This window comes from Actinokineospora cianjurensis, from assembly GCF_003663795.1.
GTDB lineage: Bacteria > Actinomycetota > Actinomycetes > Mycobacteriales > Pseudonocardiaceae > Actinokineospora > Actinokineospora terrae.
The window spans coordinates 38,083-55,290 of sequence record NZ_RCDD01000010.1; the positions used below are offsets into that span (position 1 = coordinate 38,083).

The window sequence follows — 17,208 nt, forward strand, 5'->3', positions numbered from 1 at the left end:
TAGCCCGAGGTACCCGTTTCGGACAGGCCCCACACCCGCCGGTCACGTGGGTGGCAGCACAGGCCCGACCGAGCCGGACGTGAACCAGGCTTCGTACCCGGTGGTGCCCACGTCGAGGTACTGGTCGGGGCCGGGGTCCTTCTCGTCGCCGCGGTGCACGATGTGGCTGAGCCCGCCCGCGCCCGGCGCCAGCGGTACCGACCACAGCGCCCCGAACGCGTCCCTGCCGGTCGGTGGTGCGGACGATCCCCAGTCCGGGCTCGGGTTCTGCGAGCCGGTCCAGTGGTACAGCGTCCACCCCGCGTAGTCCCCGTCCGGCCGGTGGTAGTGGATCACCGCGCGGTTCTGCGCCGCGGCCAGGCTCGCGTGCAGCCGACTGTCACCCTCCCGCGCCCACACCGACGCTCCGCGCGGAGCCCCACCAGCCACGGCAACCCCACCAGACACAACAGCCACTTCCGTCGCGGCCTCCACCGTCGCCACGGCACCGAAGGCGTCCCGTCCGGTCAACGGCACGTCCGGTCGACCGGCCACCCGCACCGCCAACCCGCCGTAGTCCCCGGACGGCCGGTTGTAGTGGACCGTCACCGTCCCGGTCGCCGCGATCTCGGAGCGGTACGACACCTCCGACCCCTGCCGCACCCACACCTGCGGTGACGTCGGATCCAGCAGCCGGTCGCCGCCGTCCTTCTCGTCCCCGCGGTGCACGAGCACCCCGACCTCCCGTGCCCCCGGCCGCAGCCGCACCCACGCGAACCGCCCGTACCCGGTCTCACCGGCGAACGGCACCGGCCGCTCCCACGCCGTCGGCTCCACGACGTCGCCCCACACGTGCACACCCCAGCCCGCGTAGTCCCCGGCGGGCCGGTTGTAGTGCACCACGAACCAGTCCGACCCGACCGGCTCCGGCGGCGCCGCCACCAACCGGACCGCGGCCCCGTCCGCCCCCAGCGGGCCGGACCCGTCCCGCGCCACCACCCGGAACTCCACCTCCGCGCCCACCCCGGCCCCGGGCAGCGCGGCCACGTCGGCGAACACCCGGTAGGGCGCCGCGTCGTCAGTACCCAGCACCGTCCACTCCCGACTCCCCCTGACCCGTGCGGCGAAGGTCGCCTGCGCGAACGGCACCGGGATGCCGTCGGCCCGCAACTCGACCCGCTTGTCCAACACCGTCCCGACCGCCGGTGCCACCAGCGTCGGCGCCACCCGGCCCGACGACAGCCGGTCCGTCGCCCGCAAGGCGAGCACCGAAAACGCGGGCACTGTCACCCGCGCCTTGCCGTCCACGACCCGCACCCGCCCGCCCGTCGACGGGAACTCGACCCGGAACCCGCCCGCCGACACCGGAACGTCCACAGTGGTCGACGCGGAGCCCGAGTTGACCACGACCACGTGCTCCCGGCGGTCCTTCGCCGAGAACCGGCTGAACGCCAACACGTCGCCCTGCGCCAACCGCAACGCCTGTGCACCCTCCGCCCACACCTCATCTCTATCCACAAAGGACGCGAGCTGGGCGAGCTGGCGGTACAACGGATGCGCCCGGTTGTAGTTGTCCTGCGCCCCCGTCCGCCCGGCGCCGACGAACGTCTCCGCCGCGTACTCCGGCGTGCGACTGGCGAACATGTCCTGCCGCGTCAGCTTGTCCCCACCGCCACCGGCGAACCCCTGCTCGTCCCCGTAGTACACCACCGGGTTCCCGCGCCACAGGTACATCAGCGCGTTGCCCAACCTCAAGCGGGACAACAGCTCCTCATCGCCGATCCCCGGCCGTCGATCCCGCAGCATCCACGCCAGTCGGCCCATGTCGTGGTTGCCCAGGAACGTCGGCGACGCTGCCGCGTTGGAGTCGGCGTCGGTGTAGCGGTCGTCGGCCAGCAGCACGTCGGCCAGGTGTTGGGCGCCGCGGCCGGAGAGCAGGTCCAGCGCGCCCGCCTGGAACGGGAAGTCCAGGGTGGCCTGCATCCGGCCGGTCGTGGTGTAGGACGACGTGAGCGCCGGGTCGTCGCTGTAGACCTCGCCGAAGACGAAGAAGTCGCGCTTGCCCCTGGCCTCCGCGTACGCCTTCACGTGCGGCGCCAGCGCCTGCCAGAACTCCATGTTCACGTGCTTGACGGTGTCCACCCGGTACCCGTCGATGTCCAGCACGTCGATCCAGCCGGTGAAGATCTCCCGCATCCCGCGCACCACCCGCGGGTGTTCGGTCATCAGGTCGTCGAGCCCGATGAAGTCCCCGTACTCGCCGGACTCGCCCGCGAACGACGAGTCGCCCCGGTTGTGGTAGAGCGCGGGATCGTTGAGCCAGGCGGGGGTCTTGGCGTTCGGGTCGGTCACCACCGGCGTGTACGGGAAGGTCGCGATCCTCGGGAAGTCCGGCCGGCCGGCGAATGCCTTGATGTCGACCGGATTGCCCTGTGCGTCGCGGTAGGGGTGAGTCCTGGTGTCGCGGTAGTCGTGGCTGCCCTCGGCGTAGTCGATGACGTCGGCGGTGTGGTTGGCGACGATGTCGAAGAGCACCTTCATCCCCAGCCGGTGCGCGTCCGCGATCACCGCCCGCATGTCCGCCGTCGAACCGAAGTGCGGGTCCAACCGGGTGAAATCCGTTGTCCAGTAACCGTGGTAGCCCGCCGAGACGTCCGCGCCGCTGCCCTGGACCCACCGGTTGGCGAACATCGGTGTCATCCAGATCGCGGTCGTCCCCATCCCGCGCAGGTAGTCCAGTGTGGACCGTAACCCCTTGAGGTCACCGCCGTGGTAGAAGCCCTTGTCCGACGGGTCGAACCCGGTCTTGAGCCGGTCGGTCTCGGTCGAGCCACCCCGGTCGTTGCCCCGGTCCCCGTTGGCGAACCGGTCCGGCATCACGAAGTAGAACCGCTCACCCGACAGGTCCGTCCGGGGCGCCCGCAACGCCAATCGCTGGTCCTGCGGTCTAACCCCGGGCGCGAGGTCCACGACCTCCCCGACCGCCAACCGATCAGCCGCGCTCCGACCGGTCTGCGCGACCGCGGGCGCGGTCAGGTTCCCCGCGACCAGCGCCACCACGGCGATCCCGACCAGCGCGCCACGACCCATGCCGACCTCCCGGGTGAACGACCAGAGCGGGTCACAGCACCAAACCACGGCCACGACCCGCCCCGATAGCGCCGACCGGATGCGGCGTTCCCACCTTCGGGCCGCCGCCCCGGTCGCGCCCCGTCACCACAGAGCCCCGTCACCACAGAGCCCCGTCACCACAGAGCTCGTCACCACCGCAGACCGCCATCACCGCGACTCGCCATCACCGCGAACCGTCACCCCTCGCGCAGACCCAGCCTGCGTAGCTCCAACCCCGCCAGCACCCGCACCGCCTCGGGATCACCCGAGCGCCAGCCGTCGCCGACCGGCCCCGTCGCCGCCAGGCGGGTGAACGGCTGCGTGGTCAGCGCCCGCAGCGCCAGCAGGTCGTGCCCCGGGGTGCCCAGCGCGCGCAGCCGCACCGCCCCGGTGGCCTGCCTGGCGTACCGCAGCCGCAGCGGCAGCCACGTCACCAGCAGGAACGCCACCGGCACCACGATGAGCACCACCGTCAGCCAGAACGCCAGGTCCTGCACCGCCTCGATCTGCCGCCACCCGGCGTCGGAGATCCGCGTCGCCGCCGATGCCCCGTTGCGCAACGCCTCGGCCATGGCGTCACCGGCCAGCGGGATCGGGTCGGCCTTGTCCGCGGCCGTGTTGAACGTGCCCTGCAACGCGTTGCCAGCCTCGACCAGCCGGACACCGGGGGTGCGCAACGCGAGCACGGTGTCCCGCACGGTCACCGCGATCCACACCGCCAGCACCGCGACGACCACGGCGGTCACGTCGGCGAGCAGTTGGCGGAGCACGCGGTCGGGGCGTTCGGCGTAGAGCTTCATCGGTCCTCCTAGCCGTGGGGACGGCCAGCCGGTGGGGACGGGTGGTCAGCCGGTGATGGCGTGCGCCCCGGCCAGGCCACCCCAGAATGCCGCGAGTCCGACGACCACCGACACCGCGATGTTGGCCAGCGCCCGCCGCCGCTCACCCGCGTCGAACAGGACCAGGGTCTCGTAGGAGAACGTCGAGTACGTGGTCAACGCGCCGCAGAAGCCGGTCCCCACGAGCAGTTGCCCGGTCCCCAGCCCGATCACGACCCCCAGGACCAGGCTGCCCACCACGTTCACCACCAGTGTCCCCCAAGGGAACCTGGACGGACGGGGGATGGCCCGATCGACCAGATAGCGCAAAGGGGCACCGACAGCGGCACCGATCGCGACCTGCAACGCCCCGTTCACCGCACACCCGCCAACCTGCGCGTGATGCGCGTACCCGCCGCGACGAAGGCAAGAGCCAGGACGAGCGTGCCGACCAGGTAGAGGAGCGCGAGCGGCACGCCCTCACCGAGCATCCGCTGGAAGTCCGCGCAGTACGCGGAGAACGTCGTGAACCCGCCCAGGACGCCCGTACCGAGGAACGGGCGGACCAGGGGGTGCGCGGTGAAGACCTCGGTCACCAGCACCATCAGGCAGCCCATCGCCAGGCACCCCACGGCGTTCACCGCCAGGATCGTCCACGGCGACGGCCACACCGTCCCCGCCCCGTAGCGCGCCAGCGCCCCGATGACCCCTCCGACGGACACCGCCGCCACCGCCGCCACCGCCGCCTTGTCCCGCATGCCGCTCCCGTGCCCGACCGCTCCAGTGCTCCACCGCCTGTGCCCGACCGCCAGTGCCCGACCGCTCCGGTGCCGGACCGCTCCGGTGCCGGAGTATCACACCAGTGTTATGGATCGCCGGGTTGTTGTGCCCGCCGGGCCCGCCGTCGAAGATGCCGCCATGCAGTCGACCGGCGCCGCCCACCTCGTCGAGCCGCCCCCGCGCGGCCTCGTCGTCGGGGCGCCGGGAGTGGGGGCGGCCGTGCCCGGGGCAGCGCGCGAGGGGTGCCCCGGAGCGGTCGTCCCAGGTCGGCGCGGAGGGCGGCCGGAACCCGGCGACACCCCCGCGCCACCGGTGTCCGATTCGTCCGACCGGGTGACCGGCGACACTCAAACGGGCAACTTTGGCCCCGCCGGTGGCCGCCGTCAAGGGGTTGATTTCGGTCTGTGACCTAATGGTCAACACCATGATCACGTTCGACATCAGTGCTGGCCAAGGCCCTTGTCACCGGAGTATGGTCTAGACCACATCACCCATCTGTCCGATTGTCCGGCCCGGTGGACCGCCTCGACCATGAGCGGGCCCCGCGAACCGGTCGCGTGACGGTCGAAGGAGTTTGCGCATGTCCGCTGCGCTTCCGCAGAACCCCAGTCGTCGATCGGTGCTCAAGGGGATCGGCATGGCCGCGCTCGCCGCGGGCCCGCTCTCCGCGTGCGCGTTCGGCTCGTCCGACACCCCCGCCACCGGCGGCGCCACCGGTGCGAAGTCCACCACCAACCCCTTCGGCGTCGTCGCGAACGCGCCGCTGGAAGTGGTGATCTTCAAGGGCGGTCTCGGCGACGCCTACGCCACCGAGGTGCACGAGCCGCTCTACAAGAAGGCATTCCCCCAGGCCGAGATCAAGCACGTGCCCACCCAGCAGATCGCGCAGACCCTGCAGCCGCGCTTCGCGGGCGGCAACGTGCCCGACATGATCGCCAACTCCGGCAGCGACATGATGGACAACGGTGCCCTGCAGGGCGAGGGCCAGCTGCTCGACCTGACCGCGCTCTACGACGCCCCCGCCATCGGCGGCTCCGGCTCCGTGCGCGACAGCCTGCTGCCCGGCAGCGTCGAGGCGGGCTTCATCGGCGGCAAGCCGTACATGATGAAGTACATCTACACCGTCTACGGCCTCTGGTACGACTCGGCGCTGTTCGCCAAGAACAGCTGGGCCCCGCCGACCACCTTCGCCGAGTTCGACACGCTGCTCGGCAAGATCAAGGCCACCGGCATCGCCCCCTACGCCTACGCGGGCAAGAACGCCGCCTACTACCAGTACTGGATGATCGCGGTCACCGCCGCCCAGATCGGCGGCAACCAGGTCCTGATCGACATGGACAACCTCAAGGAGGGTGTCTGGACCTCCGACCCGGTCCGCCAGGCGGCCGAGGCGTGGGCGTCGATCGGCAAGAAGTACCTGGACCCCAGCTTCGAGGGCCTCACCCACACCGAGGTGCAGACCTCGCAGAACCAGGGCAAGGTCGGCTTCTACCCGTCCGGGTCGTGGCTGGAGAACGAGCAGAAGGAGCAGACCCCGGCCGGGTTCCAGTACGCGCTGGCCCCCACCCCGAGCGTCGGCTCCTCGGACAAGCTGCCCTACGGCGCCGTCCGCGCCGCGGCAGGCGAGTCCTACATCGTGCCGTCGAAGGCGAAGAACTCCGCCGGTGGCCTGGAGTACCTGCGCATCATGCTGTCGCAGGAGGGCGCGCGCGGCTTCACCGAGAAGACCGGCATCATCACCGTCGTCAAGGGTGCCGCGGACGGCCTGAAGCTCTCCCCGGGCACGCAGTCGTCCAACGAGGCGCTGAAGAAGGCTGGCGACAACATCATCACCTACAACCTGTTCGAGGACTGGTACAAGGAGTTCGAGACCGACCTGCGCTCCAAGACCAACGCGCTGATGTTCGGCCGCAGCAGCGCCGAGCAGTTCTGCAAGGACGTGCAGGCCAAGGCCGACGCGATCAAGGCCGACTCCTCCATCACCAAGCAGTCCCGCACGTCATGAAGATGCCCCGCGGCGGCGCCAGGTTCGTCATCGGCTTCCTGGCGCTGCCGGTCCTCCTCTACGTGGTCTTCGTGATCGCGCCCTACCTGCAGGCGTTCTACCTCGCCTTCACCGATTGGCGCGGGGTCTCCTCGACCCCGCGCTTCTCGGGGTTCGACAACTTCACCAGGCTGCTGGCCGACCCGACCTTCTGGGCCGCGGTCGGCCACCACGTCGTCCTGCTGCTGGCGCTGCCGCTGGTCACGCTGGCGATCGCGCTGTTCTTCGCGTTCCTGCTCAACATGGGCGCGGGCACCAAGGGCGTGCGCGGGTCGAAGTTCTACCAAGCGGTGTTCTTCTTCCCGCAGGTCCTCGCGGTCGCCGTCATCGGCGTGCTGTTCCAGGCGGTGTACCGGCCGGACAAGGGCGGTGTCCTCAACGGACTGCTCGACCTGGTCGGCATCGCCCCGATCGGCTGGCTCACCCAGCCGAGGCTGGCGCTGTGGTCGCTGATCGCGGTCCTGGTGTGGCAGGCGGTCGGGTTCTACGTGGTGCTGTTCGCCGCGGGGATGGCCAACATCCCCAAGGAGGTCGTCGAGGCGGCCGAGCTCGACGGGTGCAGCCGGTCGCGGATGTTCTTCCAGGTGACGCTGCCGCTGCTGTGGGACACGGTGCAGGTCGCGTGGGTGTACCTGGGGATCGCCGCGTTCGACGGGTTCGCCCTCGTGGCCACGCTGTCGGTCGACCGCGGCGGACCGGACGGGTCGACGACGGTGCTGCCGCTGGAGATCTGGCGGACCGCGTTCACCTACTCCAAGTTCGGCTACGCCTCGGCGATGGGTGTCGCGTTGTTCGTGCTGAGCCTCACCTTCGCCGTGCTCACCCTGCGGGTGACCAGGCGGGAACGGATCGAGTACTGATGAGCAACCTCACCGTCGAGCGCCCGGCCGAGCGCGCGGACCCGGCCGGGCGGCGGCGCGCGGACAAGCGCGCCCCGAAGGTCTTCAACGGCCTCTCGCACCTGGCGCTCGCCATCTGGGCGGCCACGGTGATCCTGCCGATCCTGTGGACGTTCCTGGCCTCCTTCAAGACCAACACCCAGATCTTCACCGAGCCGCTCGGCCTGCCGAGCTCGATCAAGTGGGACTCCTGGGGGCGGGCCTGGGAGAAGGCCAACGTCGGGCAGTACATGCTCAACAGCGTGTTCGTGGTGGCGGTGTCCACCGCGGGCACGATGCTGCTCGGCTCGATGGCGGCCTACGTGCTTGCCCGCTTCTCCTTCCGGGGCAACCGGTTCATCTACGTCATGTTCGTCTCCGGCATGGTGTTCCCGGTGTTCCTGGCCCTGGTGCCGCTGTTCTTCGTGGTGCGCAACCTCGGCCTGCTCGACACCCACACCGGGCTGATCCTGGTCTACATCTCCTACTCGCTGCCGTTCACCGTGTTCTTCCTGACGGCGTTCTTCCGCACCTTGCCCTCGCAGATCGCGGAAGCCGCCCTCATCGACGGCGCCTCGCACACCAGGACCTTCTTCCAGATCATGGTGCCGATGGCCAAGCCGGGCCTGATCAGCATCACCATCTTCAACGTGATCGGCCAGTGGAACCAGTACCTGCTGCCGATCGTGCTGCTCTCGGGCGACGTCGAGGACAAGTGGGTGCTGACCCAGGGCATCGCCAACATCTCCACCAACGCCGGCTACCAGGCCGACTGGCCCAGCCTGTTCGCCGCGCTGACCATGACGATCATCCCGGCGCTGGCGGTGTACCTGGTGTTCCAGCGGCAGATCCAGGCCGGCCTGACCTCGGGAGCCCTCAAGTGAAACTCGCTGTCGTCGGCGGCGGCTCGACCTACACCCCGGAGCTGGTGGACGGCATCGCCCGGCTGCACACCGAGCTCCCGGTCACCGAGCTGTCGCTGGTCGACCCGGACACCACCCGGCTGGAGCTGGTGGCCGGGGTCTCGGCCAGGATCCTGGCCCGCGCCGGTCACCCGGCGCGGGTCACCACCAGCACCGAGCTGGAGCCGGGCGTGGCGGGCGCCGACGCGGTGCTGGTGCAGTTGCGCGTCGGCGGCCAGGCCATGCGCCACCAGGACGAGACGGTGCCGCTGGAGTGCGGTTGCGTCGGGCAGGAGACCGTCGGCGCCGGTGGGCTGGCGATGGCGCTGCGGACCGTCCCGGTGGTGCTCGACGTCGCCGAGCGGATCGCCGCGGTGGCGCCGCGGGCGTGGATCGTGGACTTCACCAACCCGGTCGGCATCGTGACCCGCGCGCTGCTCGACGCCGGGCACCGGGCCATCGGGCTGTGCAACGTGGCGATCGGGTTCCAGCGCCGGTTCGCCGCCCTGCTCGACGTCGACCCCGGCCGGGTCGCGCTCGACCACGTCGGGCTCAACCACCTGACCTGGGTCCGCTCGGTCTACGTGCGCGGCGAGGACGTGCTGCCCCGGCTGCTCGACCAGCACGGCGACGTGATCGCCAAGCAGGTCGGCCTGCCGGAGCACGTCCTGCGCACGCTGGGCGTGGTGCCCTCGTACTACCTGAGGTACTTCTACGAGCACGACGCGGTGGTCGCCGAGCAGCGGGTGTCGCCGTCGCGGGCGAGCACCGTTGCCGACGTCGAGGACAAGTTGCTCGCCATCTACGCCGACCCGACCGTCGACACCAAGCCGGACCTGCTCACCAGCCGCGGCGGCGCGTTCTACTCCGAGGCCGCGGTCGCCCTGCTCGCCTCGTTGTTCGGCGAGGGCGGCGACGTGCACGTGGTCAACGTCCGCAACAACGGCACGCTGCCGTTCCTGCCGGACAACGCGGTCATCGAGGTCCCGGCGACGGTGACCGGCGCCGGCGCGCAGACCTGGCCCATCGCCCCGGTGTCGCCGCTGCTGGCCGGGCTGATCGGGCACGTGTCGGCCTACGAGTCGCTCGCCGTGCGCGCGGCGATCACCGGCGGCGTCGACCTGGTCACCGAGGCCCTGCTGGCGCACCCGCTGATCGGGCAGGTCTCGCTGGCCGAGCGCCTCGCCGAGCGCTTGGTGGAGGTCAACCGCCCGCACCTGCCCTGGGCCTCATGAGGACCCTCCTCGCGGTCGACGGCGGCAACAGCAAGACCGACATCGCACTGGTGCGCGCGGACGGCACCGTGCTGGCGCGCGGCCGGGGCCCCGGCTTCGAGCCCCAGACCGTCGGTGTCGCCGCCGCCGTCGACGTGGTGGTCCGCACCGCCGCGGCGGTCTTGGGCTCCGGCCCGCCCTTCGCCGACCACGTCGCCGCCTACCTCGCGGGCGCCGACCTGCCGGAGGAGGAAGTCGCCCTCCGCGAGGAGTTCCTGCGCCGCGGCCTCGCCCCCTCGGTGGAAGTCGGCAACGACACCTTCGCCCTGCTGCGCGCCGGTTCCACCCGCGGCTGGGGCGTCGCGGTGGTGTGCGGCGCCGGCGTGAACGCCGCGGGCATCGCCCCCGACGGCCGCGTCGCCCGCTTCCCCGCCCTCGGCCGCCTCACCGGCGACTGGGGCGGCGGCCAACACCTCGGCGAGGAAGTCCTCTGGCACGCCGTCCGAGCCGAGGACGGCCGCGGCACCCCGACGGAGCTCGTCTCCCTGGTCCGAGGCCACTTCCGCGCCTCATCCGCCACCGACGTAGCCACCTCCGTCCACCGCGGCGACATCCCCCGCTCCCGCCTGGGCGAACTCACCCGCCCCCTGCTGTCTCTGTCGGACCCCGTCGCCCTTGGCCTAGTCGCGCGCCTTGCCGAGGAAATCTGCCTACTGGGCTGCTCGATCCTCTCCCGCCTCGATCTCCTCGGCACCCCTGCTGACGTGGTCCTCGGCGGCGGAGTCCTGACCGGCGGCGCCACCTCCCTAATGGCCGCCGTGGAGTCCGGCTATGCCGCCCGAGCTCCGTTTGCCCGCCTCCAGGTGGCGTCCCGGCCGCCGATCTTGGGGGCTGTTCGGTTGGGGTTGGATCAGGTGGGGGCGGAGCCGGGGGCACACGAGCGCGCAGCGACGTTCTACAAGCCTTAAGCAGCCAAGCCCACAGCGAGCCACGCGCCCCAAACGACGTTGGCCAACACGCGCCCCGCAGACGACGTTGGCCAACCACTCGGCCTTCACAGACGTTGGCCGACAACCGCTCCTCGGATCCGCTGGTGCCAAGTCGGCTCGATGGGGCGGACTTGTTTTGTGTGGGGGAGCAGTGCCCGTAGCGTCGTTCGCGGACAGGGCCATGCTTTTCGGCCCCTGCTTTGCGGTCCTGCCACGGGTGCTGTCGGGGCCCCGCGCAAAACAAGTTCGCCCCATCGAGCTCATCGCTTTCTCGCGCCCCCACCGCAATGCCGAAGGCGAGCCGTCCACCGTCGACGCCGCAGGCGAGCACGAGAGCCGGACACCCCCCAGCTCAAGATCAAACCCGCCACAGCACCCCCCGATATACAGCTTACCGAGCACCACCGACAGAACGCCCCAACCGAACCCAAGCCCTGTGGACAACCCACCCACGCCCAGGCCCAACCACCCGAGCCGCTCAGATCAACCGATCCCCAGACTCCGGGTGGAACAGGTGCAGCTCCTCCGGATTCCGAACCGCCACCCGAATGGTCGCGCCCAGTGCCGGGGGAGTGCGACCGTCCACTCGCAACACCAGGCGAGTCGGGTCTGCGTCCTGTGGCAGCGATCCGTGCACCAGCGCGTCCGCGCCGAGTTCCTCCACCAACTCCACCGCCAGGTCGAACCCCGGTGCCTCCGCCCCGACCGGTGTGAGTGACTCCGGCCGGATCCCCAAGGTCACCTCAGTCAGGCCGCCCGCCGTCACCGCCGCCAGGGACTCGCGGGGGAGGGGGATCGGCAGTCCGCCGACCGCCACCCCGTCCGCTGTCACCTCCGTCAGCCGCAGGTTCATCGACGGTGAGCCGATGAAGCCTGCCACGAAAGCGTTGTCGGGCCTGTCGTACAGGGCGCGGGGTGTGTCGCACTGTTGCAGCAGGCCGTCTTTGAGCACCGCGACCCGGTGGCCCATCGTCATGGCCTCGACCTGGTCGTGGGTGACGTAGAGGGTGGTGGTTTCCAGGCGGCGTTGGAGGGCGGCGATGTTGGCCCGGGTCTCGACGCGGAGTTTGGCGTCGAGGTTGGACAGGGGTTCGTCCATCAGGAACACCGCGGGGTCGCGGACGATGGCGCGGCCCATGGCGACGCGTTGGCGTTGGCCGCCGGAGAGCGCCTTGGGTTTGCGGTCGAGGTAGCGCTCCAGGTCGAGCAGGCGCGCGGCCTCGGTGACCTTCTCCGCGATCGCCGCTTTCGTCAACCCCTGAAGTTTGAGCGCGAACCCCATATTCTGCGCGACCGTCATATGGGGGTAGAGCGCGTAGGACTGGAACACCATCGCGATATCGCGGCCCTTCGGCGGGACGGCGGTGACATCGCGGGAACCGATCCAGACGCGGCCATCGTCGACCTCCTCCAGCCCGGCCAGCATCCGCAGCGCGGTGGACTTGCCCGAGCCGGAAGGTCCCACCAGCACCAGGAACTCACCGTCGTCGATGGACAGGTCGAGCCCGTCGACCGCCCGCACCGGCGGGGAACCCGGGTAGACCCGCGACGCCGCCTCGTAGCGCACCTCGGCCATCGATCACCCTCACGTCCGATTCGCGAGATACCTCGCCCAGACACACAGGCCCACCAGAGTGCCCCATCTTCGCGATCGGCACCAGGCGAGGTTCCCGCATTGCCGGAAAGCGTCATCCGAATGCCGCACCGGGCGGTAACGAAATGGTAACGACGTGCAGTTCTGCATTTCCCGGCGGACGGCGGGCGAGAACAGTGCGAGAGCACACCGGGCGATTCCGGTCACCGCGTGCTCGGCGGTTTCCGGTTCCCCGCAACGCTTTCAGGAGGCTCCTGTGATCCTGTCCCGCCGAATGGCCCTCGTCACCGCTACCGCAGCCGCGCTGGTCATCGGCGCGAGCGCGTGCGGGTCCGACGCAGGCAGCCAGGCGCCACCGGGGCAAGCCGCGCTCGACGGGGTCGGCCCGATCACCCTGGTCACCGGCAAGGACACCTCGGGCAACCTGCAGAACCAGGTCGACGAGTGGAACTCCGCGCACCCGGAGCAGAAGGTCACCGTGATCGAACTGCCGGAGGACGCCGACGCGCAGCGCCAGCAGATGGTGCAGAACGCCAGGACCCAGTCCGACGCCTACGGGGTGCTCAACCTCGACGTGGTGTGGACCGCGGAGTTCGCCGCCAACCAGTGGGTGGTCCCGTTGCCGGAGGCGGACTTCCCGCTCGGCGACCTGCTGCCCGCCACCGTCGAGACCGGCAAGTACTTCAAGCGCCTCTACGCCGTCCCGATCACCTCCGACGGCGGACTTCTCTACTACCGCAAGGACTTGCTCGACGCCGCGGGCCTCACGCCGCCCGCCACCTGGGCCGAGCTGGAGCAGGCGTGCGCCAAAGTCCTGCCCACCAGCCCCGGGACGTCCTGCTACGCCGGGCAGTTCGAGAAGTACGAGGGCCTGACCGTCAACTTCAGCGAGGCCGTCAACTCCGCGGGCGGCACCGTGATCGGCGACGACGGCAGGCCGACGCTCAACACCGACGCCGCCCGCGCCGGCCTGCAGTTCCTCGTGGACGGTGTGAAGTCCGGCGAGATCCCGCAGAAGGCCCGCACCTTCAAGGAAGAAGAGGGCAGGCGCGCGTTCCAGTCCGGTGAGCTGCTGTTCCACCGGCAGTGGCCCTACCAGTACGCCAAGGCCAGCGCGACCGACGGATCCTCCGCTGTCGCAGGCAAGTTCGCCGTCGCACCGCTGCCCGGCGCGGACGGTCCCGGCGCTTCCTCACTGGGCGGCCACAACTACGCCGTCAGCGCCTACACCAAGAACAAGAAGACCGCGGTGGACTTCATCAAGTACTCGGTGAGCGAGGAGCAGCAGCGCAAGAACCTGGAGAAGACCTCGCAGGCCCCGACCTGGGCGGGCCTCTACGACCAGTCCGACCTGGTCGCGAAGTTCCCGTACCTGACCGTGCTGAAGAAGAGCATCGAGAACGCGGTCAAGCGGCCCGCGGTGGTCAAGTACCAGGAGGTGTCGCGGGCCATCCAGGAAGCCGCCTACGGCGCCATGAGCGGCGCCACCCCGCCCGAGGACGCCCTCAAGGCGTTGCAGGACAAGCTCGAGTCCCTCACCCAGTGAGCCAGGTCGGCGGTGGGGTACCCCCAGGCCCCGCCGCCGACCACCCCTGTGGAGGTGCGTCGTGGTCACCATCGCCCCGGTCGAACCGGAGCGGGCCGGACCGGCCGGACCCGGTCGCCGCTCGGGCACCGGCAGGCTGGCCGCCCTGCTGGTCTCGCCGACCCTGCTCGTGCTCGGCCTCGTCGTGGCCTACCCGATCCTCTCGGCGGTCCGCCTCGCGTTCTTCCAGCGCGACGACGGCATCGACCCGGAAACGGGGCTGCGCGAGCAAGGCGACGTGTTCGTCGGGTTCGACAACTTCACCGACATGGTCACCGGTGATACGGCGGACCGGTTCCTCAACGCACTGACCAACACCACCACCTTCACCCTGGTGGCGGTGTCGATCGAGGTCGTGCTCGGTGTGCTGATGGCGCTGCTGATGCACCGCGCCTTCCGCGGCCGCGCACTGGTGCGCGCGGCGATCCTGGTGCCGTGGGCGGTACCGACGGCCATCGCGGGTCTGCTGTGGCGCTGGGTGTTCCAGGCCGACGGCGTCGCCAACGACCTGCTGCCCGGCGCTCCCGTGCTGTGGACGACCGACGGCACCCAGGCGTGGCTCGCCGTCGTCATCGCCGACACCTGGAAGACCGCGCCGTTCATCGGGCTGCTCGTGCTCGCCGGGCTCCAGGTCATCTCGACCGAGATCTACGAGGCGGCCAGGCTCGACGGCGCGGGCGCGGTGCGCACGTTCTTCTCGATCACGTTGCCGCTGGTGAAGCCGACGCTGCTGGTCGCGGTGCTGTTCCGGGTGCTCGACACGCTGCGCATGTTCGACCTGCCGTACACGCTGATCGGCCCGGGCAAGGACGCGACCGACACGGTGACGGTGCTGGCGTTCGAGGAGGCGGTGAAGTTCGGCAAGTACGGCCCGGCCTCGGCGTACGCGGTGGTGCTGTTCCTGTACGTGGCGGCGGTGGCGTTCGTGTTCGTCCGGCTGCTCGGCGCGGACGTGTTCGGCACCAGGAAGGGCTCCCGATGAGCGTGTTGCGTTGGCGCTACCTGGGGATCGCCGCGATCGTGCTGTACTGCCTGGCGCCGTTCTACTGGATGCTCGTGTCCAGCCTGCGCCGCACCAACGACATCTTCGACTCCGGCCCGCTCCCGGCACCGCTGTCGCTGGAGTCGTACCGGGCGGCGTTCGCCGAGGGCAACGGGTTCCTCCGGGCGCTGCTCAACAGCTTCGTCGTCGCAGGCGTGACAACGGTGCTGGCACTGGTGGTCGCGACCGTCGCCGCGTACGCGTTGGCCAGACTGGAGTTCCGCGGCAAGAACCTGGTGCTCGCGCTGATCATCGCCACCAGCATGTTCCCCGGCATCTCGCTGCTGGTCCCGCTGCTGGAACTGTTCTCGGGCATCGGCTGGATCAACACCTACCAGGCGATGATCGTCCCGTCGGTCGGCATCGTGCTCCCGCTCGCGGTGTGGAACCTGACCGCGTTCTTCCGCCAGATGCCGCACGAACTCGAGGAAGCCGCCCAGATCGACGGCTGCACCCCGGCGGGCGCCTTCCGCAGGGTCATCCTCCCGCTGGCCGCGCCCGGCGTGTTCACCACCGCGATCATCACCTTCATCGCGGCGTGGAACGAGTTCATCATCGCCCTGTCGGTGGTCAACCGCACCGAACTCAAGACCGCCCCGGTCATCACCAGCCAGTTCACCGGCACCACCACCTTCGACTCCCCCTTCGGCACCCAGATGGCCGCGGGCGTCATCGTCACCATCCCCCTGGTCGTCCTGGTCCTCCTCTTCCAACGCCGCATAGTCGCGGGCCTCACCGCAGGCGGCGTCAAGTAGCGCCGCATCCTTGGGCCTCGCCCGAGCACCCCCCGCCGCGCCCCGCCCCCCGCTGGCGTGCCTGGCTTGCGGCGCGGGAGAACTTGGCTGGCACTACCGCGCCCGAGCACCTCCCCAGCCCCCTGCGTCCGCGCCCGCCACGTCCTGACCCCCGCGCCTACTCGCGCCTTGCCCGCCGCCCGCCGCGTCCTGCCCCCCGCGCGTACACGCGCCTTGCCCGCCGCCCTCCGTCCTGACGCCCGTGCCTGCCCGCGCCTTGCCCCGCCGCCCCCGTCCTGACGCCCGTGCCCTTGCCCTCGGCGCCTTCCGCCTCCTGACCCCGGCCGCGCCCTGACCCCAGTGCCCGCCTGCGTGACTGGCTTGCGGCGCGGGAAGACGTGGTGGGCGCTACTGGGCCCGCGCCTTGCCCGAGCACCTCCCCAGCCCCCTGCGGTTCGCGCCTGCCGCGTCCTGACCCCCGCGCCTACTCGCGCCCTGCCTCCGGGCCCCACTCGCGCCTTGCCCTGCCCCCCGCCGCGTCCTGCCCCCATCCGCGCCCTGCCCCACCCCGCGCCCTGCCCCACCCCGCGCCCTGGCCCACCCCGCGCCCGCCGCAGTCCATGATCAACTCCGCGGCCGGGGCCCTCCCTCCCGGGGGCCGGGGGCCCATCTCTGAACCTATCGAGGTCAGCGGCTTGTCAATAGGGGGCGCGGGCGGGCTGTGGATGATCCGGGGTCATGTGGATGACCGCCCACCGACCGCGGTGTGGAGCGCCGTCCACCGACCGCGTCGTGCGGGCCTCGCCAACCGCGATCCCGCACGACACACACCCGGACTCCCCATGACCCCACCCCGAGTTGCCCACTGCCCAGCCCACCCGAGTTGTCCACAGGCGCCTCCGCCGCTCACCCCGTCCTGCCGCCCACCCCCGGTAGGCTGTGCATCGGGGGCTGCTCCGACCGGTTCGATCTTGAACCGCGGGCAAGTAGGCTGCGACGCGTGAGTGATCCCCAGGCCATCGGGACCCGGTTGCGGCACGTCCTGGAGCTGATGGAGGCCGACATCGCGCGGGTGTACACCGATGCGGGGTTGGGGTGGTACCGGCCGCGGTTCAGCGCGTACGTGCGGGTGTTGGCCGCCGAGGGGCCGCGCTCCATCCGGGGGTTGGCCACCGCCGTCGGGGTCACCCACTCCGCCGCCAGCCAGACCGTTGCCCAGCTCAGGCGCGACGGGCTCGTCACCATGGAGCCCGGTGCCGACGCCAGGCAGCGGATCGTGCGGCTCACCCCCAGGGCCGAGGACCTGCTGCCCTTCCTCGACGCCGAGTGGCGGGCCACCGCGGCGGCCGCGGCGACCCTGGAGGCCGAGTTGCCGTACCCGCTCGGCGCGCTGCTGACCGCGTTGGAAGCCGCGCTGGACCGCACACCGCTGCGGGACCGGATCGCCGAGCACGCGACCTGGGACACCGCCGCGGGCTGAACCCGCCGGGGGCGCAGCGGCTAGTCTGGGGCCCCAAGTGCTGATACCCGGAAGCGAG

At 70.7% G+C, this 17,208-nt stretch carries 14 protein-coding genes; 9 read left to right on the forward strand and 5 right to left on the reverse strand.

Going from position 1 to position 17,208, the window contains the following annotated elements; all coding sequences use genetic code 11:
- Positions 1 to 42: 42 nt before the first annotated feature.
- The 4 genes from CLV68_RS31775 to CLV68_RS31790 form a co-directional block, all read right to left on the reverse strand.
- Positions 43 to 3,069 (reverse strand): alpha-amylase family glycosyl hydrolase, encoded by a 3,027-nt coding sequence (locus tag CLV68_RS31775; protein WP_121394821.1) that lies wholly within the window; start codon positions 3,067 to 3,069, stop codon positions 43 to 45.
- Between the two features lie 218 nt (positions 3,070 to 3,287).
- The gene (locus CLV68_RS31780; protein WP_121394725.1) at positions 3,288 to 3,890 is read right to left on the reverse strand and encodes a hypothetical protein; all 603 of its coding nucleotides are present in this window, start codon (positions 3,888 to 3,890) and stop codon (positions 3,288 to 3,290) included.
- A gap of 45 nt (positions 3,891 to 3,935) precedes the next feature.
- Positions 3,936 to 4,286, reverse strand: coding sequence for a fluoride efflux transporter CrcB (gene crcB / locus CLV68_RS31785; protein WP_121394726.1), 351 nt, complete (start codon positions 4,284 to 4,286; stop codon positions 3,936 to 3,938).
- Complete coding sequence (locus tag CLV68_RS31790; RefSeq protein WP_121394727.1) at positions 4,283 to 4,666, reverse strand: fluoride efflux transporter FluC; 384 nt, start codon at positions 4,664 to 4,666, stop codon at positions 4,283 to 4,285. Before CLV68_RS31790 ends, crcB begins: the two co-directional genes overlap by 4 nt.
- A 602-nt stretch (positions 4,667 to 5,268) precedes the next feature.
- Between CLV68_RS31790 and ngcE the strand changes: the two genes are divergently transcribed.
- The 5 genes from ngcE to CLV68_RS31815 are packed head-to-tail and all read left to right on the forward strand — an operon-like array spanning position 5,269 to position 10,694.
- A complete protein-coding gene (gene ngcE, locus CLV68_RS31795) occupies positions 5,269 to 6,693 on the forward strand; it encodes an N-acetylglucosamine/diacetylchitobiose ABC transporter substrate-binding protein (protein WP_246010226.1) in 1,425 nt (474 codons plus the stop codon).
- On the forward strand, positions 6,690 to 7,592 hold the full coding sequence (locus CLV68_RS31800; RefSeq protein ID WP_121394729.1) for a carbohydrate ABC transporter permease: 903 nt from the start codon (positions 6,690 to 6,692) through the stop codon (positions 7,590 to 7,592). The genes ngcE and CLV68_RS31800 overlap by 4 nt, the downstream gene beginning before the upstream one ends.
- The gene (locus tag CLV68_RS31805) at positions 7,592 to 8,494 is read left to right on the forward strand and encodes a carbohydrate ABC transporter permease (RefSeq protein ID WP_121394731.1); all 903 of its coding nucleotides are present in this window, start codon (positions 7,592 to 7,594) and stop codon (positions 8,492 to 8,494) included. Before CLV68_RS31800 ends, CLV68_RS31805 begins: the two co-directional genes overlap by 1 nt.
- Positions 8,491 to 9,747, forward strand: a complete 1,257-nt coding sequence (locus CLV68_RS31810) for a 6-phospho-beta-glucosidase (RefSeq protein WP_121394732.1) — start codon at positions 8,491 to 8,493, stop codon at positions 9,745 to 9,747. Before CLV68_RS31805 ends, CLV68_RS31810 begins: the two co-directional genes overlap by 4 nt.
- Complete coding sequence (locus CLV68_RS31815) at positions 9,744 to 10,694, forward strand: N-acetylglucosamine kinase (RefSeq protein ID WP_121394734.1); 951 nt, start codon at positions 9,744 to 9,746, stop codon at positions 10,692 to 10,694. The genes CLV68_RS31810 and CLV68_RS31815 overlap by 4 nt, the downstream gene beginning before the upstream one ends.
- A gap of 499 nt (positions 10,695 to 11,193) precedes the next feature.
- Here CLV68_RS31815 and CLV68_RS31820 read toward each other — a convergent pair whose 3' ends face one another.
- Positions 11,194 to 12,291: an ABC transporter ATP-binding protein gene (locus tag CLV68_RS31820; protein ID WP_121394735.1), complete on the reverse strand. Its 1,098-nt coding sequence runs from the start codon at positions 12,289 to 12,291 to the stop codon at positions 11,194 to 11,196.
- 274 nt (positions 12,292 to 12,565) lie between these two features.
- Here CLV68_RS31820 and CLV68_RS31825 point away from each other — a divergent pair, with 274 nt between their 5' ends.
- The 4 genes from CLV68_RS31825 to CLV68_RS31840 all read left to right on the forward strand — a co-directional run bounded on the left by CLV68_RS31825 (position 12,566) and on the right by CLV68_RS31840 (position 17,150).
- Positions 12,566 to 13,855 carry an ABC transporter substrate-binding protein gene (locus CLV68_RS31825; RefSeq protein WP_246010227.1) on the forward strand — a complete coding sequence of 430 codons (1,290 nt, stop codon included), beginning with the start codon at positions 12,566 to 12,568 and terminating at the stop codon, positions 13,853 to 13,855.
- Positions 13,856 to 13,916: 61 nt separating this feature from the next.
- Complete coding sequence (locus CLV68_RS31830; RefSeq protein ID WP_246010228.1) at positions 13,917 to 14,876, forward strand: carbohydrate ABC transporter permease; 960 nt, start codon at positions 13,917 to 13,919, stop codon at positions 14,874 to 14,876.
- Positions 14,873 to 15,691 carry a carbohydrate ABC transporter permease gene (locus CLV68_RS31835; protein ID WP_121394737.1) on the forward strand — a complete coding sequence of 273 codons (819 nt, stop codon included), beginning with the start codon at positions 14,873 to 14,875 and terminating at the stop codon, positions 15,689 to 15,691. The genes CLV68_RS31830 and CLV68_RS31835 overlap by 4 nt, the downstream gene beginning before the upstream one ends.
- 1,030 nt (positions 15,692 to 16,721) lie before the next feature.
- Positions 16,722 to 17,150 (forward strand): MarR family winged helix-turn-helix transcriptional regulator, encoded by a 429-nt coding sequence (locus CLV68_RS31840; RefSeq protein ID WP_121394824.1) that lies wholly within the window; start codon positions 16,722 to 16,724, stop codon positions 17,148 to 17,150.
- Positions 17,151 to 17,208: the final 58 nt, after the last annotated feature.

What these genes read in the sequence shown, in the direction of transcription:
- CLV68_RS31790 (WP_121394727.1), bottom strand. Translation starts at nt 4,666, where the DNA reads ATGCGGGACAAGGCGGCGGTGGCGGCGGTGGCGGCGGTGTCCGTCGGA.
- CLV68_RS31800 (WP_121394729.1), top strand. Translation starts at nt 6,690, where the DNA reads ATGAAGATGCCCCGCGGCGGCGCCAGGTTCGTCATCGGCTTCCTGGCG.
- CLV68_RS31840 (WP_121394824.1), top strand. Translation starts at nt 16,722, where the DNA reads ATGGAGGCCGACATCGCGCGGGTGTACACCGATGCGGGGTTGGGGTGG.
- ngcE (WP_246010226.1), top strand. Translation starts at nt 5,269, where the DNA reads ATGTCCGCTGCGCTTCCGCAGAACCCCAGTCGTCGATCGGTGCTCAAG.
- CLV68_RS31820 (WP_121394735.1), bottom strand. Translation starts at nt 12,291, where the DNA reads ATGGCCGAGGTGCGCTACGAGGCGGCGTCGCGGGTCTACCCGGGTTCC.
- CLV68_RS31780 (WP_121394725.1), bottom strand. Translation starts at nt 3,890, where the DNA reads ATGAAGCTCTACGCCGAACGCCCCGACCGCGTGCTCCGCCAACTGCTC.
- CLV68_RS31805 (WP_121394731.1), top strand. Translation starts at nt 7,592, where the DNA reads ATGAGCAACCTCACCGTCGAGCGCCCGGCCGAGCGCGCGGACCCGGCC.
- CLV68_RS31775 (WP_121394821.1), bottom strand. Translation starts at nt 3,069, where the DNA reads ATGGGTCGTGGCGCGCTGGTCGGGATCGCCGTGGTGGCGCTGGTCGCG.
- CLV68_RS31815 (WP_121394734.1), top strand. Translation starts at nt 9,744, where the DNA reads ATGAGGACCCTCCTCGCGGTCGACGGCGGCAACAGCAAGACCGACATC.
- CLV68_RS31835 (WP_121394737.1), top strand. Translation starts at nt 14,873, where the DNA reads ATGAGCGTGTTGCGTTGGCGCTACCTGGGGATCGCCGCGATCGTGCTG.